This window comes from Salinicola rhizosphaerae (assembly GCF_014652715.1).
Lineage (GTDB): Bacteria > Pseudomonadota > Gammaproteobacteria > Pseudomonadales > Halomonadaceae > Salinicola > Salinicola rhizosphaerae.
Window position 1 is genome coordinate 539,022 of record NZ_BMZI01000002.1, and the last position, 13,437, is coordinate 552,458.

Annotated in this window: 11 protein-coding genes; 8 read left to right on the top strand and 3 right to left on the bottom strand. The window is 57.6% G+C overall.

Going from position 1 to position 13,437, the window contains the following annotated elements:
• The first annotated feature begins 86 nt into the window (after window positions 1–86).
• From IE125_RS05940 to IE125_RS05965, 6 genes are all read left to right on the top strand, one after another.
• The gene (locus IE125_RS05940) at window positions 87–1,058 is read left to right on the top strand and encodes a Bug family tripartite tricarboxylate transporter substrate binding protein (RefSeq protein WP_189443701.1); all 972 of its coding nucleotides are present in this window, start codon (window positions 87–89) and stop codon (window positions 1,056–1,058) included.
• 34 nt (window positions 1,059–1,092) lie between these two features.
• Entirely contained in the window at window positions 1,093–1,530 is a 438-nt protein-coding gene (locus IE125_RS05945; RefSeq protein WP_189443702.1) for a tripartite tricarboxylate transporter TctB family protein, read from the top strand.
• Window positions 1,531–1,692: 162 nt separating this feature from the next.
• Window positions 1,693–3,219, top strand: coding sequence for a tripartite tricarboxylate transporter permease (locus IE125_RS05950; RefSeq protein WP_189443703.1), 1,527 nt, complete (start codon window positions 1,693–1,695; stop codon window positions 3,217–3,219).
• Window positions 3,216–4,364: a mandelate racemase/muconate lactonizing enzyme family protein gene (locus tag IE125_RS05955; RefSeq protein WP_189443704.1), complete on the top strand. Its 1,149-nt coding sequence runs from the start codon at window positions 3,216–3,218 to the stop codon at window positions 4,362–4,364. The genes IE125_RS05950 and IE125_RS05955 overlap by 4 nt, the downstream gene beginning before the upstream one ends.
• A 21-nt stretch (window positions 4,365–4,385) precedes the next feature.
• A complete protein-coding gene (locus tag IE125_RS05960; RefSeq protein ID WP_189443705.1) occupies window positions 4,386–6,179 on the top strand; it encodes an alkaline phosphatase family protein in 1,794 nt (597 codons plus the stop codon).
• A gap of 370 nt (window positions 6,180–6,549) precedes the next feature.
• Window positions 6,550–7,140, top strand: coding sequence for a sugar O-acetyltransferase (locus tag IE125_RS05965; RefSeq protein ID WP_189443706.1), 591 nt, complete (start codon window positions 6,550–6,552; stop codon window positions 7,138–7,140).
• A 227-nt stretch (window positions 7,141–7,367) separates the two neighbouring features.
• On the opposite strand, the gene IE125_RS05970 is transcribed toward IE125_RS05965, so the two are convergent.
• The 3 genes from IE125_RS05970 to IE125_RS05980 all read right to left on the bottom strand — a co-directional run bounded on the left by IE125_RS05970 (window position 7,368) and on the right by IE125_RS05980 (window position 9,699).
• Window positions 7,368–8,117 (bottom strand): amino acid ABC transporter ATP-binding protein, encoded by a 750-nt coding sequence (locus IE125_RS05970; RefSeq protein ID WP_189443707.1) that lies wholly within the window; start codon window positions 8,115–8,117, stop codon window positions 7,368–7,370.
• Window positions 8,114–8,788, bottom strand: coding sequence for an amino acid ABC transporter permease (locus tag IE125_RS05975; protein WP_189443708.1), 675 nt, complete (start codon window positions 8,786–8,788; stop codon window positions 8,114–8,116). The genes IE125_RS05970 and IE125_RS05975 overlap by 4 nt, the downstream gene beginning before the upstream one ends.
• A gap of 113 nt (window positions 8,789–8,901) precedes the next feature.
• On the bottom strand, window positions 8,902–9,699 hold the full coding sequence (locus IE125_RS05980) for an amino acid ABC transporter substrate-binding protein (protein ID WP_189443709.1): 798 nt from the start codon (window positions 9,697–9,699) through the stop codon (window positions 8,902–8,904).
• A gap of 556 nt (window positions 9,700–10,255) precedes the next feature.
• Here IE125_RS05980 and IE125_RS05985 point away from each other — a divergent pair.
• Window positions 10,256–12,040, top strand: coding sequence for an ATP-binding protein (locus IE125_RS05985; protein ID WP_189443710.1), 1,785 nt, complete (start codon window positions 10,256–10,258; stop codon window positions 12,038–12,040).
• 113 nt (window positions 12,041–12,153) lie between these two features.
• The gene (locus IE125_RS05990; RefSeq protein WP_189443711.1) at window positions 12,154–13,386 is read left to right on the top strand and encodes a hypothetical protein; all 1,233 of its coding nucleotides are present in this window, start codon (window positions 12,154–12,156) and stop codon (window positions 13,384–13,386) included.
• The last annotated feature ends 51 nt before the right edge of the window (window positions 13,387–13,437 follow it).

Below are 13,437 nucleotides of genomic sequence, written 5' to 3' on the forward strand. Positions count from 1 at the left end.
GCCCATCGACGAACGTTGAAGAGATGCATCGCGCTGAGAGTGCCGGTATCGGCAGAAATCGCAGCGCTACGAAAATGGAGCCTGACATGACATCTATTCGCACTTCCGGCGGCACGACACGGGTAGCGTCTCTCACCTCTCTCGCCTCTCTCGTTGCTGCGGCGCTGATCGGCACGAGTCCGAGCGCCAGCGCGGCGGACACGCTGGACGTCGTCGTGCCGTTCGCCGCTGGCGGCGCCACCGATATCGTCGCGCGCAGTTTCGAGCCGACTTTCTCGCAGCAGCTGGGCGTCACCTCGGTTGTGCGCAACGTGGCCGGGGCCAGCGCCACGGTGGGCACGGCAGAGGTCGCCAACAGCGAGGGCAACCCGAATATCATCGGCTACGAGCCGGCCGGCGCCCTGACCATTCAGCCCTCGCTGAAAGATCTGCCCTACGGCCCGGACAGCTTCACCTACATCTGCCGCACCGTCTCCAATCCGATGTTCCTGATGGTGTCGAAATCCTCTGACATCACCTCGTTCCAGCAGCTCTCGGACGAATCCCAGGAGCAGCCGTTCCTCTACGGCTCTTCCGGCCCCGGCACGCTGCCGCATCTGGCAATGGCTGCGCTCACCGTCAATAGCGATCTGAAAGCCCAGCACGTGCCCTACAGCGGTTCGGGCCCGGCGATGAACGCGCTCGCCGGCAACGAGATCCAGATCATGGCGGATACCGAGACCATTCTCGAGAACTACGATCTGCGCCCGCTGGCGGTGTTTGCCGAGCACCGCGTCGAGGGCTATCCCGACGTGCCAACGATGCAGGAGCTTGGCCTGCCGGAGATGGACTTCGCCGTGTGGCAGGGCGTCGTCGCGCCCAAGGGCATCTCGGATGAACGCGCCCAGCAGTACGCCGATGCCTGCAAGGCGACGGTCGAGTCGGAGAAGTTCAAGACCTTCGCCGAGAAGGCCAAGGCGGGGATCGCCTATCTCGGGCCGGATGACTTCAAGGCATATGTCGAGCAGCGCGTCGAGGCCAACAAGCAAGTGTTGAAAGACGCTGGCCTGACCGAGTGATGCGCGAATCCGCGCCACGTTGGAGGAGCGATCCATGCTGGCAAGCCTGATTCATCCCCGTGTGTTGACCGCACTGATGCTGCTGCTGGCGGGCGCTGGTCTCTCGATCAGCGCCTGGCAGGGGCCGGCGGACGCCATGCTGGTGCCGCGCATCGTGCTGACGATCTGGTGCGCGGTGGCAGCGTTGGTGCTGATCGGCGAGTGCGCCAAACGCCTGCCGCGAGAGGGAGGCGGCCTCTCGCCACTGCCGCTGTTGATGGCGGCGGTACTGGTGGCGGCGATCGCCATGGCGAGTCTCGGCTTTCTGATCCCGATTCTGCCGCTGGTCGCGCTGACGCTGTGGCTGTTTCGCATTCAGCGTCCGCTGCCGCTGGTGCTGGGCACGCTGATCATCGGCGGCGGACTGTGGTTTCTGTTCCACCACGTGCTGCTGATTCGACTACCGGCGCTGCTGACTAGTGGGCTGATCTGAAAACCTACACGATCTGCTGCGCGTCGGCTCTGCCGCGTTGAAAACAGGCTCCAAATGCTCATTTACACCCCCGTAAACTGCGCCTTCTCGCCTGATTTCGCCTTGCATAGCGCTAGCTCGCTAAATCGTGAGCAGATTCTGCGAACATAGGAGAGGTCGAAAATGGACGTGATACTCGCTGCGGCCGGCGATGCCTTCACCTGGCACGCGCTGCTCGCCATCGTCGTCGGCACCTGGGCCGGCATCATCATCGGTGGCTTGCCGGGGCTCGGTTCGGTCGTCGGGCTGACTATCTTCCTGCCGTTTACCTTCGGTATGGATGTCATCACCAGCATGGCGCTGTTGATCGGCGTCTATTGTGGCTCCGTCTACGGCGGTTCGATCACGGCGATCCTGATCAACACGCCCGGCACGCCGCAGTCGGCGGCGACCACCTTCGACGGCTACCCGATGACCCAGCAGGGCCGCGTCGACGAGGCGCTGGGCTGGGCGACCTTCGCCTCCTTCTTCGGCGGCGTGCTGTCGTGTGTGCTGCTGATCTTCTGCGCGCCGCAGCTGGCCAAGTTTGCGGTCAACTTCGGCTCGGTCGAGGTGTTCGCGCTGGTCTGTCTGGCGATGCTGTGCATCGTCGGCGTCTCCCAGGGCAGCACGCTCAAGGGGTTAGTCTGCGGGATGATGGGCTTCTTCTTCTCGATGGTCGGCAGTGACCCGATCACCGGCGCGGATCGGTTCACCTTCGGCAATTACTCGCTCAGCGCCGGCCTGACGCTGATTCCGGTGGTGGTCGGTGCGTTCGCGCTGTCGGAAGTGTTCGTGCGTTTCGCCACCCGTGACGACGAGGCGGCCAAGATTCCCGAAGCGCGCCTGCGTCTCCCCGGCTTGCGCGAGATCGTGCGCCGCGGGATCGAGCTGATACGCGGCTCGTTCATCGGCAGCTTCGTCGGCGCGCTGCCGGGCACCGGCGCGGCGGCGGCGGCCTTCATCAGCTACGCCTCGGCACAGAAGCTCTCGCCACGCCGCGCCAATCTCGGCAAGGGCGAGCCGGACGGTATCATCGCCTCGGAGTCGTCCAACAACGCCGTCACCGGCAGCTCGTTCATCCCCACGTTGGCGCTCGGTATTCCCGGCGACGTGGTCACCGCGATGATGATGGGCGCGATGGTGATTCACGGCATCACGCCCGGCGTACGGCTGATGGCCGACCAGGCCCAGACCGTCTATTCGCTGTTCGTGGTGCTGATCATCGTCAACGTGGCGATGCTGATCTTGAGCAAACCATCGATCGGTCTGTTCCGTTATCTGTTCAAGCTGCCGCAAGGCTACGTGATGGGCGGCATCGTCATGTTCAGCTTCATCGGCGCGGTCTCCGTGCGCGGCAATCCGCTCGATCTCATCGTCATGGCGCTGACCGGCGTGCTGGCCTACGTGCTGCGCCGCGGTGGCTATCCGCTGGCACCGCTGGTGATAGGCATGGTGCTGGGGCCGGAGCTCGAGAGCTCGCTGCGCCGAGGACTTCTGATCTCGCGCGGCGACTTCTTCGCCTTCTTCACTCACAGCGGCATCGCGAGCTTTCTGTTCGTGCTGATCGGCCTGTTCGTGGTGTGGACGCTGTGGTCCTCGTTTATCCAATGGCGCCAGCACGTGAATGCGCGCGCGGATGCCGTTCCGTCATCAGGAAACCGCCAATGATCATCACCGATCTCAAGACACACGTCCTCGCCGCGCCGCTGGAGCAGCCATTCTCGTTCTCTCAGGGCTGGGTGCATCAACGCACCGCCATGCTGGTGGAGATCCATACCGAGGATGGCCTGATCGGCTGGGGCGAATGCGTCAACCACGGGCTGCAACCGCCGCAGGTCGCCCAGGCGATGGTCGAGCACGCGCTCAAGCCGCTGGTGATCGGGCGTTCCGTGTTCGAGCGCGAAGTGCTGTGGGAGACGATGTACAACCAGACCCGGCCATTCGGGCAGAAGGGCGCGGCGCTCTTCGGTATCGCCGCGATCGATATCGCGCTGTGGGATCTCGCCGGCAAGGCGCTGAAACAGCCGATTCACCGCCTGATGGGCGGGGCGTTTCGCCACGAGATTCGCCCCTACGCCACCGGCTTCTACCGCCGCGAGGGCGGAAAGTATCCCGAAGAGGTCGTCGAGGAGGCGCTGCGCCATCAGGCCAACGGGTACCGGGCAATGAAGCTCAAGACCGGTTTCGGCATCGAGGCGGACATTCGCGACATGCGCGCGGTGCGCGAAGCGGTCGGCGACGACATCGTCCTGATGATGGATGCCAACTGCGCCTACAGCGTGCCGGCGGCGCGGCGCATTCTGATGGAGCTAGAGGAGACCCGCGTGCATCTGTTCGAGGAGCCGCTGAGCCCGGAAAACCGCCACGGCTATCGTGAACTCAAGGGGATATCGCGCACCTGGATCGCCGCCGGCGAGAACGAATATTCGAAGATCGGCTACCGCGACTGGATCAGCGAAGGCGCGCTTGACGTGATCCAGCCCGATCTCGGCGCCGCCGGCGGCCTGACCGAATGCCAGAAGATCGCCGCGCTCGCCCAGGCGTTTCACGTGCCGCTGATTCCGCACGTCTGGGGCTCCGGTGTCGGCCTGGCCGCGGCGGTGCAGTTCATCGCCACACTGCCGCCACAGCCGCTCTCGCTCACGCCGGATGAGCCGATGCTCGAATACGACCAGTCCGCGCACCCGTTCCGTCAGGAGCTGATTGGCGGCGAGTTCTCGCTCAACGCCAACGGCTGCGTCGAGGTGCTCGATAAGCCCGGCCTCGGCATCGAGATCGATCGTTCGATCATCGACCAGTACACAATCCGCTAATCGACGCCGACAGGAGATCGCATGAACCGGAATCGAAAAGTTCTGCTGCTGGGCGTCGACGGCCTGATCCCCGAACTGGTCGAGCGCTTCTGCGCCGAGGGCGTGCTGCCGAACATCCAGCGCCTGCGCGACGAGGGCGGCTCGACGCGCCTGCTGCCCTATATCTCGACCTGGGGCGACACCAATTTCGTCAGCTTTCTCACCGGCCAGGCGCCGGGCACGAGCTGGGTCGGCCAGCGCCAGCCGCCGAGCGGCACCGGGCATCTGCTGGAGCTGATGCGCGATGCCGGGCAGCGCGCCGCGCTGGTCCACTTCCCCGAGAGCCTGGTGCCGGCGGGCGAACGCGATCTCTGCTTCGCGCCGTTCTACAGCGGCAGCGGCCCCGCGCCGATGGAGCTGGCGCCGGCGTGTCTGCACAGCACCCATCTCGATCAGTGGACCAGGACCGTTTCGACTGCCACGACCGAAGCGCTGGGCTGGCCGCCGACCGGCACGCTCGCCCATCATCAGAAGCACAACCGATTCGCCATCGAGCGCACGGACGATGGCTTCGTCGCGCTGATTCCCGCGCATCGTGCTGAGCCGGTGAGGGTCAACTTGCAAGCGGACGGCGAACGCCTGCGCCTGACGGTGGCGGGCAGTGAAGCGAGCCTCGGCGTGGGCGAATGGAGCGACTGGCTGCCGCTGGTGGGCGTGCACGCCATTACGGGCAAACCCGGCGCCGTGCGCTTCAAGCTGCTCGATTACGACGTTACCAATGGCAAGATCGACCTGCTGCAGTCCCAGGTCACCGCGCCGGCGGGCGGCAGCGGCCGGCCGGGGCTGGCGCGCCGGCTGATCGAGCGCCACGGTCCGTTCATCTCCAAATGGACCGTCTCCGCCGACCCGGACACGCGCTACTTCGAGACCAGTTTCGAGGAGGGGCGCTATCAGCTCGAATGGCTGGTCGACAGCGCCCTCACGCTGCTCAATGACGAGGGCTTCTCGCTCTTCGCCACCGTGTTCCGGCTCAACGACGAGACGCATCACACCTGTCTCGCCCAGTGCGATCCCGAGTCGAAGTTTTATCAGGCCGATGATCACCAGCGCTATCTCGAGGTGATTCGGGGTTCGTATCGCATTCTCGACGATGCCGTGGGCCGCGCCCTCGAGGGCTGCGACGACGACACCACGCTGGTGCTCGCCTCCGATCACGGCGACGTGCCCAACTCGCACCTCTGTGATATCCACAGGCGGTTGGCGGAATTCGACCTGTGCACCATCGACGCCGAAGGCAAGGCCGATGTGGCGCAAAGCCAGGCCTTTCTCAAGGACGAGCGCGGCGGGCTGGAGATCTTCGTCAACCGCGATCTCGTGCCGGCCGCCGAGATCGCACGCGTGCAGACGCGCATCCTCAAGGCGCTGACGACCTGGTATGTCGAGACCGACGCTGGTGAGCGCAATGTCGTGGCACTCGCGCTCAAGAAGCAGGATGCCGCACCGCTCGGCTACTGGGGCGAGCGCATGGGCGACGTGCTTTTCGCCTACGCCCCCGGCTTCGTCTGGGGCACCAATCAGCGCGGCGATACCGTCGCCGAGCTCGTCACCCCCGGCGCCAACCACGGCCCGCAGATACCCTCCGCGAGTACCGCGTTCGCCTCCAACCACGGCATTGCCTTCTTCCACGGGGCGGGGATTCGCACCGGCGTCGAACTGCCGTTCGATACCACCCGCGGCGTCCAGCGCATGGATAGCCCCGGCGCCACCTTCGCTCGGCTACTCGGGCTCTCGACGGATTCGCTGGACGGGAAAGTGTTGGAGGGGTTGGTGGAGTAGGAAGTGGTTGAAAAGGCGTCGCTCGATGCTCGCGGCGATCTTGCTCGGCGATGCCTTTTCGATGATCCCTGCAGATCTACTTCAGGATGGGTTGGAGAGTGGTAAGTTGGCTGGGGCCAAATTAGCGTGGGCAGATTCGGATATTCCAGACTTTTGCTCAGTTATGACAGGGAGTTTCAGCGCATGGATCAGCACATCACCCACTCCTCCTACCGCGAGCGCTTGATCGAGCATCCGCATCGCTGATATCGATACCATTTACGTGCTCAGGTTTCAGTTTCTGCGAAACACGAGAAATCGGGTCGCGGGCGATCCTTGGCTCAGGCAATATCCTGACGAAGCCCACGGATGACACTGACAGGAAGCCTGGATGACGCTTGCCGAGCAACTTGCCCACGCCCGCACGGGCGCGGTCTATAACGATCTGACGGCCGAGCTGATCGACGCCAGAGAACAAACCGTTCTGTTGACCAACCGCTACAACGCCAGCTTCGGCGCGACGCCGGATGAAAGGGAAGCGTTGCTGAGAAAGCTGCTGGGCCGAGTCGGTAAAGGCGTCCACTTCGAGCCGACCTTTCGCTGTGAATTCGGCGTCGGTATCGAGATCGGCAATGATTTCTACGCCAATTTCGACTGCATCATACTGGATGCCGGCGGCGTCACGATCGGCGACAAGGTGCTGTTCGGCCCTAGAGTCGGCATCTATACCTCCGATCATGCGATTCATCCGGAAGAGCGCGCGGCCGGCGCCTGCCGCGCTCGCCCGGTCACTGTCGGCCATCGTGTCTGGATCGGCGCCGGGGTCCATATCAATGGCGGCGTGACGATCGGTGAAGACAGCATCATTGGCTCGGGGAGCGTCGTTACCAAAGACATCCCGGCTGGCGTCATCGCCGCGGGCGTTCCCGCCAGGCCGATTCGCGAGATTACCGAGGCCGACCGGACGGGATTCCGGGCATAGCCGTCACGCAGCCCAGCGCCACGCACGATCAAGCGAATGTGCGAAATGTGCGTCTCTATGGCTTGCCGGGAGAGTCATCCGAGGCTACTCGCCGCGTTATCTCAAGATCGCCGGGCAGTGGCGAGATCACGAACGTTTTACGCTGACGGTGGAAGATTGGGCCCGCGTCATATCAGAAACCAGGCGCTGATGCGTCGTGTCGCAGGCACCTGATCTGTAATAACGGTTCACACTCCTTCCTGCGCCGGCAGTATCTTCCTCAGAAATTGCCGCGTGCGTTCGTCCTTCGGCGCGGTGAACAGCTCGCTCGGCGGGGCTTGTTCGATGATGCGGCCCTGGTCCATGTAGACCACGCGGTCGGCGACTTCGCGAGCGAACTGCATCTCGTGGGTGACGACGATCATCGTCTGGTGCTCGGCGGCGAGCTGCTTCATCAGCCCCAGTACCTCTTCGACCCACTGCGGGTCGAGCGCCGAGGTTGGCTCGTCGAACAGGATCACCTCGGCGTTGGCGGCCATGGCGCGGCCGATGCCGACGCGCTGCTGCTGGCCGCCGGAGAGTGAGGCGGGGTAGGCATCCGCCTTGTCGGCAAGCCCGATCCGCTCGAGGATCTCCCGCGCCCGGGCATGCGCCTCGCGCTTCGGCATGTGATCGACCACGATCATGCCCTCGGCGATGTTCTCGAGCGCCGTCTTGTTGGCGAACAGCGCATAGTTCTGGAACACGAACGCCGTGCGCCGGCGTAGCGCCAGAATCTGCTCGCGCGTGGCGCGGCTCGCATCGACCGTCAGATCGCCCACCGTGAGCGAGCCGGCATCCGGCGTTTCCAGAAAGTTGATGCAGCGCAACAGCGTCGACTTGCCGGTGCCGGAAGGCCCGACGATGACGATGATCTCGCCGCGTTCCAGCGAGAGGTCGATGCCCTCAAACACGCTGTGCGCGCCGAAGCGCTTGCCGATTCCCTTGAGTTCGATCATCGCTGATAGGCCCGGTTGAGTCGGTTTTCTAGCCACTTCTGCAGCCACGACAGCGCTTCCACCACGATCCAGTAGATCACCGCGACGACCAGAAACGCCTCGAAGTAGAGAAAGCTGCTCGCCGCTTCCTTCTGGGTCGCGCCCATCATCTCGGTCACGCCGAGGGTGAAGGCGAGCGAGGTCGATTTGATCATGTCGATGAAGTAGTTCATCAGCGTCGGCGTTGCCACGCGGGTCGCCTGTGGCAGCACGATGCGCCGCATCAGCTGGCTCTGGGTCATGCCGATGGAGAGTGCGGCCTCCGTCTGGCTACGGTCGATACCCACGATGGCCGCGCGGATCGACTCCGCCATGTAGGCGGAGAAGTGCAGCGTCAGCCCGAGAATGGTCGCCGTGATCCCGTTGATCGAGACCAGGAAGGTCAGCACCTGCGGCAGCCCGTAATAGAACAGGAAGAGCTGCACCAGCAGCGGCGTGCCGCGAAAGAACGAGATGAACAGCAGCGCGAACGCGTTCAAGCCCGGCACCCGCGTCACGCGGATCACCGCCAAGAGGCACGCCAGCACCAGCGCGCAGAGCATGCCCGCCGCCGCCATCTCCAGCGTCAGCGGCAGATAGCTGAGCAGAATTGGCACCAGCTCTGCCATGTAGTCGAGATTGAGTCCGTGCATGCCGCGGCTCCCGGTTCGCCGTTTCGATAAAAGCGATGGCTTCTACAACACAAAAGCCCATGACGCGAGAGGCGTCATGGGCCTACGGCCTTATTGTGGCCGATATTAACGATTCAGGGCTGCGTGATATCGGTGCCGAACCACTTTTCGGAGATCTCGCTCAGCTTGCCACTGTCACGCAACTGCGCCAGCGCATCGTTCACCCGGTCACGCAGCGCCTTGCCCGCATCGTCATCGCGGAACGGATAGGCGTTCTCGATCTTGGAGAACGGCTGGCCGGCGAGCTGCAGCGGCAGCGGCTTGTCCTTGATCACCTGCGTAGCGCTGACCCGGTCCATCACGAACGCATCCGCGCGGCCCAGCGCGACATCCTGCTCGATGTTGGAGTCATAGGTCTTGATATTGATCTCGTCGGCGTAAGGCAACTCTTCGAGCAGCTGCTCGTAGTTGGAGCCCAGGTTGACCGCCACGGTCTTGCCCTTGAGATCCTCCACGCCGTGAATCTCGTCGTTGCCCTTGCGCACCACCACCTGCGCGCCGTCGTAGACGTACGGCTCGCTGAACAGATACTTCTTCTGGCGCTCCGGCGTGATCGTGATCTGGTTGGCGATGGTATCGATGCGGTTGGAATCCAGCATGCCGGCCAGCCCGGAGAAACTCGCGGTGACGAACTTGACGTCATCCCCCGTGATCTCGCCGATGGCATTCATCAGATCCACCTCGAAGCCCTTGAGCTGATCCTGCTCGACGTAGGTGAACGGGTAATAGCCGCCCGACATGCCGACGCGCAGCGTATCCGCCTGCGCGCTGACCGCGCCAAACGCTACGACGGCACCTACGCCCAGCGCCAACGCATGGCGGACCAGAGAAGACGGCAGCGCCGCCCGGAAGCGATTTCGATTCTGCGACATGAAGAGAGACTCCCGATTGCCGATAGAAAAAACAGGGTGCGGCGAATGGCCGACTGACACTCAGTCTGGCCTGGCACCGCCTCGCGGTCCATTCAACGCTCTGCTAAGCCGCTGACCACCGCGACGATGGCGGCAGGATAGCGCAAGTGATGAAAAAGAAATAAGAACTTTAATTTATATGCCCTTTTGGAATTTTCAATGAGGGTTGGGGAGGGAAGGGCTCGTTGGCGGAGGGGCGGACCCTCGGGCCGGTGATTAATGCCTTTCATCTACATGTTTAAGGTGCGTGGAATCGCATAGTAACAATGTAGTGACATTATGTTTTTAGCGTATTAGTCTGAGTTGAAAGATGGGTTGTCCGCTATCGACCCAAAGTCGACATTCCGGCAAAGACAACAGGCACGTTTATTAGTGTTATGTAGCCACGTCATTGGAAATGCCAAGAAAAAACAATGGGTTGGTCTGGCGATATAAGAATGTTGAACGCGCGTGCTCGTTCAAGTCAATAAACGAGCGTGCGGTCTAATACCTGTTATAACCCTTAAAAGGGATTTTTATGAAACTTGTATCTGTAGAAATCGAAAATATACGCTGCTACAAAGAGCGCGTTAAGGTTCAGATTGATGACCTTACTACTTTTATTGGCAAAAACGATATAGGGAAGTCTACGGTATTAGAAGCTTTAGAGATCTTCTTCAATAATGATACTGTGAAGATTAGTCAAGATGATGCAAACATCTCCAACGAGAATAAAGTGGTATGTATCACCTGTGAATTCACGAATCTTCCACACAAATTAATCCTTGATAGTGGGTATGAAACTGTCCTGGGGAATGAGTATTTGTTGACGTCTGAGTCAACTTTGAAAATCAAAAAGGCCTTTGATTGTGGAAAGAAAACACCAAGTTGTGATGTTTTTATTATTGCTCACCACCCTACAGCCGCTGGTGTAAACAACTTACTTGAGCTTAAAGAAAAAGATCTTCAAAAAATAATAAAAGATCAGGGTATTGATAGCGCGCTTAAAGGCAACCCTCTAATGCGAAAGGCTATATGGGATAATGCTCAAAACTTGGAGCTTCAAGAAATAGAAATACCGGTAACAAAACCAAAGGAAGATAGCAAAAGGATCTGGGAACAACTTGATAAGTATTTGCCTCTGTTTGCTCTGTTTCAAAGTGACAGAAGCAGTAAAGATTCAGATGGCGAGGTTCAAGATCCTATGAAGGCTGCTGTTGCTACAGCAATAGCGGAAGTTAAGGATGATATTGAACGGATTCAGGAAAGAGTAAAATCAAGGACGGAAGAGATTGCCAATAATACTCATAAAGCACTTGAAACCATAGATAAAGCTCTTGCATCAGAACTTGTGCCCGACTTTATTCCTCCAACTCCAGCGAAATGGACTGGCCTATTTTCCGTAAGCCTTAGTACTGATGGGATACCATTAAATAAACGTGGAAGCGGTGTGCGTCGATTGGTTTTAGTTAGCTTCTTTAAAGCTGAAGCAGAAAGACTTCTCACTCAAGGCAGCAGAAAAGGAATTATATACGCTGTAGAGGAGCCTGAAACCGCGCAACATCCCAACAATCAAAAGATACTTCAACAAGCATTTTCAGATCTTGCGAGTGAACATAATTGTCAGGTAATACTTACAACTCATAGCCCTGGGTTTGCGAGCGATCTTCCAATAGAAGGTATTCGTTTCGTTACACGAGATAAAGATGCAAAACCTTGCATTGAAGGTGGTATAGATGTACTCGGAAAAGTAGCAGAAGCTTTGGGAGTGACGCCAGATAGTCGAGTTAAATTAATTTGCTGTGTTGAAGGCCCAACAGACGTCAAAGCGTTAAAAGCGCTAAGCCGTGCATTACACTTGGAAGACAATTCGATTCCTGATTTAACTAATAATGATGGAGTCGCTTTCGTTGTTCTTGGTGGTGGTAATTTAAAACATTGGGTGAACGATAATTATTTAAAAGATTTCGGACGACCTGAATTGCATATCTACGATGCTGATGTGTCTAGCTATGTTGGTGTAATTGAGCAGGTTAATGCGCGTGGCGACGGCTCAATTGGTTTTATTACACAAAAACACGAAATCGAGAGTTACCTACACTCGGATGTAATAAAGGCGGCTTTTGATGTGGATGTTGTTGTAACAGATCACCCTAATGAAGATGGGAAAGCAACGCCTAAGGTTTTCGCAGAGGTATATTCTGTTGCACAGGGATATGATGGTGTCATGAAAGACAGTAATGCCAAAATACGTCTTGCTGAAAGAGCATTTCCACTTATGACTGCGGATATGATTCATGAAAGAGACCCTAACGGGAAGTGAAAGCGTGGTTCACAACAATGGCTGGCTTTCTAAACTAGTGCTGCGGGTTATACAAGTCAAAGCACACGGACGCAGCAAAGCTGAGCCGGTGTTTGAGGCGTTAGAAGCTACGTATGGATTCCATCTTGAATGTAGAAACTTTAAAATTATTAAGCTCAATCGTAGGCATGATCGGGGGCGTTTTGGGCTTTTTTGTCTTCATCGACAATTACATATTGAAGTTCAAGCCAAGGCTGAACATATCAAACAGGCTGTTTTTCCGCTATAAAACTGAAGAAAAACATCCAACGATACAAGGAAAGTCTCTTGAATCTGTCATATTGAAGGTTGAAGCCATTAATAGGAGAAACAAAATTGGCCGGATCGACGACTTCGCAATAAGAATATATGACTCAAGAGCTACTTTTCCTTCTGGTTTTATGCTTTATGCTGAGAATGTGCTTGAGCAACTACCAAGTAAATCTTCATATTTCGGAAAAGGTGAATTTAGCTCATTTTCTCCAGCTTCTATTCTAGGCAGGTCAACTAAAAATATTGTTGTAGAATTTAAGCCTGAAAAATACATGGGCGTCACTTTAAAACCTGAGGGAGGCTTAAAGTTGGATTTACTCTATTACCTTCCTAAAAAAGGTTGGAGAATTTCTGGGTCTTTCATGCCGTATTACTTTAAAGGACACAACGAGCAAGAAGATCCAAATGGGGTCATAGAGTATTCTTTGCTAGATAATTCAGTTGCGAGGAAAGAGGCCGCTAATTCACTAAAGCCGCCTGAAATTGGAATTTATAAAGGCATAAGTGGTAAGTATATAGGTTTTTATTTAATGAAGCCTGTTTGGTCAATAAGAAATATTGCCACCTATCCTTTAAAAGTTTTTAAATTGATCGGCGCTCTTGTTGAGGCGTTATTCAGGCAAATCACATCATGCTGCGTGATCTTGCCTTTAATTAACTTAAAATCAAAAACACTCCCAAGGATGCAATTTCGCCCTGCGCGCGCTCATTTGATTGAAGATACTGAGGCAGCACTAAAAAAGTGCAGGAACAGTATTGAGAAGATAGCAGAGAAAATAAACTCCAAGGCGGATAGTAAAGCGCAGATTACCATTCGAGACGAAGGCTCTAGCTTCAACATTCAAAGGGGCAACTTGGAAGTGAAGTTCTACAAAAGTGGCGATGGTCATATTCGGGCAAACGATACCGGCGGGTATCCTCAAATGTTTACGTTTTCAATGGAGCTGGTTGAGTATCCCTTTGGTCTTCGTTTATGGAAGGTTAATAATAAGATTATGACGATAAGATCAGCATGCATTCATGTGATGGACTCGTTCATCTTACTTGCCCACTGAGATGCTTCTAACAAGGCCAAGCACGGCGACAGCTTTTCCGTTGCGGCTTCG

What these genes read in the sequence shown, in the direction of transcription:
- IE125_RS05940 (WP_189443701.1), top strand. Translation starts at nt 87, where the DNA reads ATGACATCTATTCGCACTTCCGGCGGCACGACACGGGTAGCGTCTCTC.
- IE125_RS05945 (WP_189443702.1), top strand. Translation starts at nt 1,093, where the DNA reads ATGCTGGCAAGCCTGATTCATCCCCGTGTGTTGACCGCACTGATGCTG.
- IE125_RS05950 (WP_189443703.1), top strand. Translation starts at nt 1,693, where the DNA reads ATGGACGTGATACTCGCTGCGGCCGGCGATGCCTTCACCTGGCACGCG.
- IE125_RS05955 (WP_189443704.1), top strand. Translation starts at nt 3,216, where the DNA reads ATGATCATCACCGATCTCAAGACACACGTCCTCGCCGCGCCGCTGGAG.
- IE125_RS05960 (WP_189443705.1), top strand. Translation starts at nt 4,386, where the DNA reads ATGAACCGGAATCGAAAAGTTCTGCTGCTGGGCGTCGACGGCCTGATC.
- IE125_RS05965 (WP_189443706.1), top strand. Translation starts at nt 6,550, where the DNA reads ATGACGCTTGCCGAGCAACTTGCCCACGCCCGCACGGGCGCGGTCTAT.
- IE125_RS05970 (WP_189443707.1), bottom strand. Translation starts at nt 8,117, where the DNA reads ATGATCGAACTCAAGGGAATCGGCAAGCGCTTCGGCGCGCACAGCGTG.
- IE125_RS05975 (WP_189443708.1), bottom strand. Translation starts at nt 8,788, where the DNA reads ATGCACGGACTCAATCTCGACTACATGGCAGAGCTGGTGCCAATTCTG.
- IE125_RS05980 (WP_189443709.1), bottom strand. Translation starts at nt 9,699, where the DNA reads ATGTCGCAGAATCGAAATCGCTTCCGGGCGGCGCTGCCGTCTTCTCTG.
- IE125_RS05985 (WP_189443710.1), top strand. Translation starts at nt 10,256, where the DNA reads ATGAAACTTGTATCTGTAGAAATCGAAAATATACGCTGCTACAAAGAG.
- IE125_RS05990 (WP_189443711.1), top strand. Translation starts at nt 12,154, where the DNA reads ATGGATTCCATCTTGAATGTAGAAACTTTAAAATTATTAAGCTCAATC.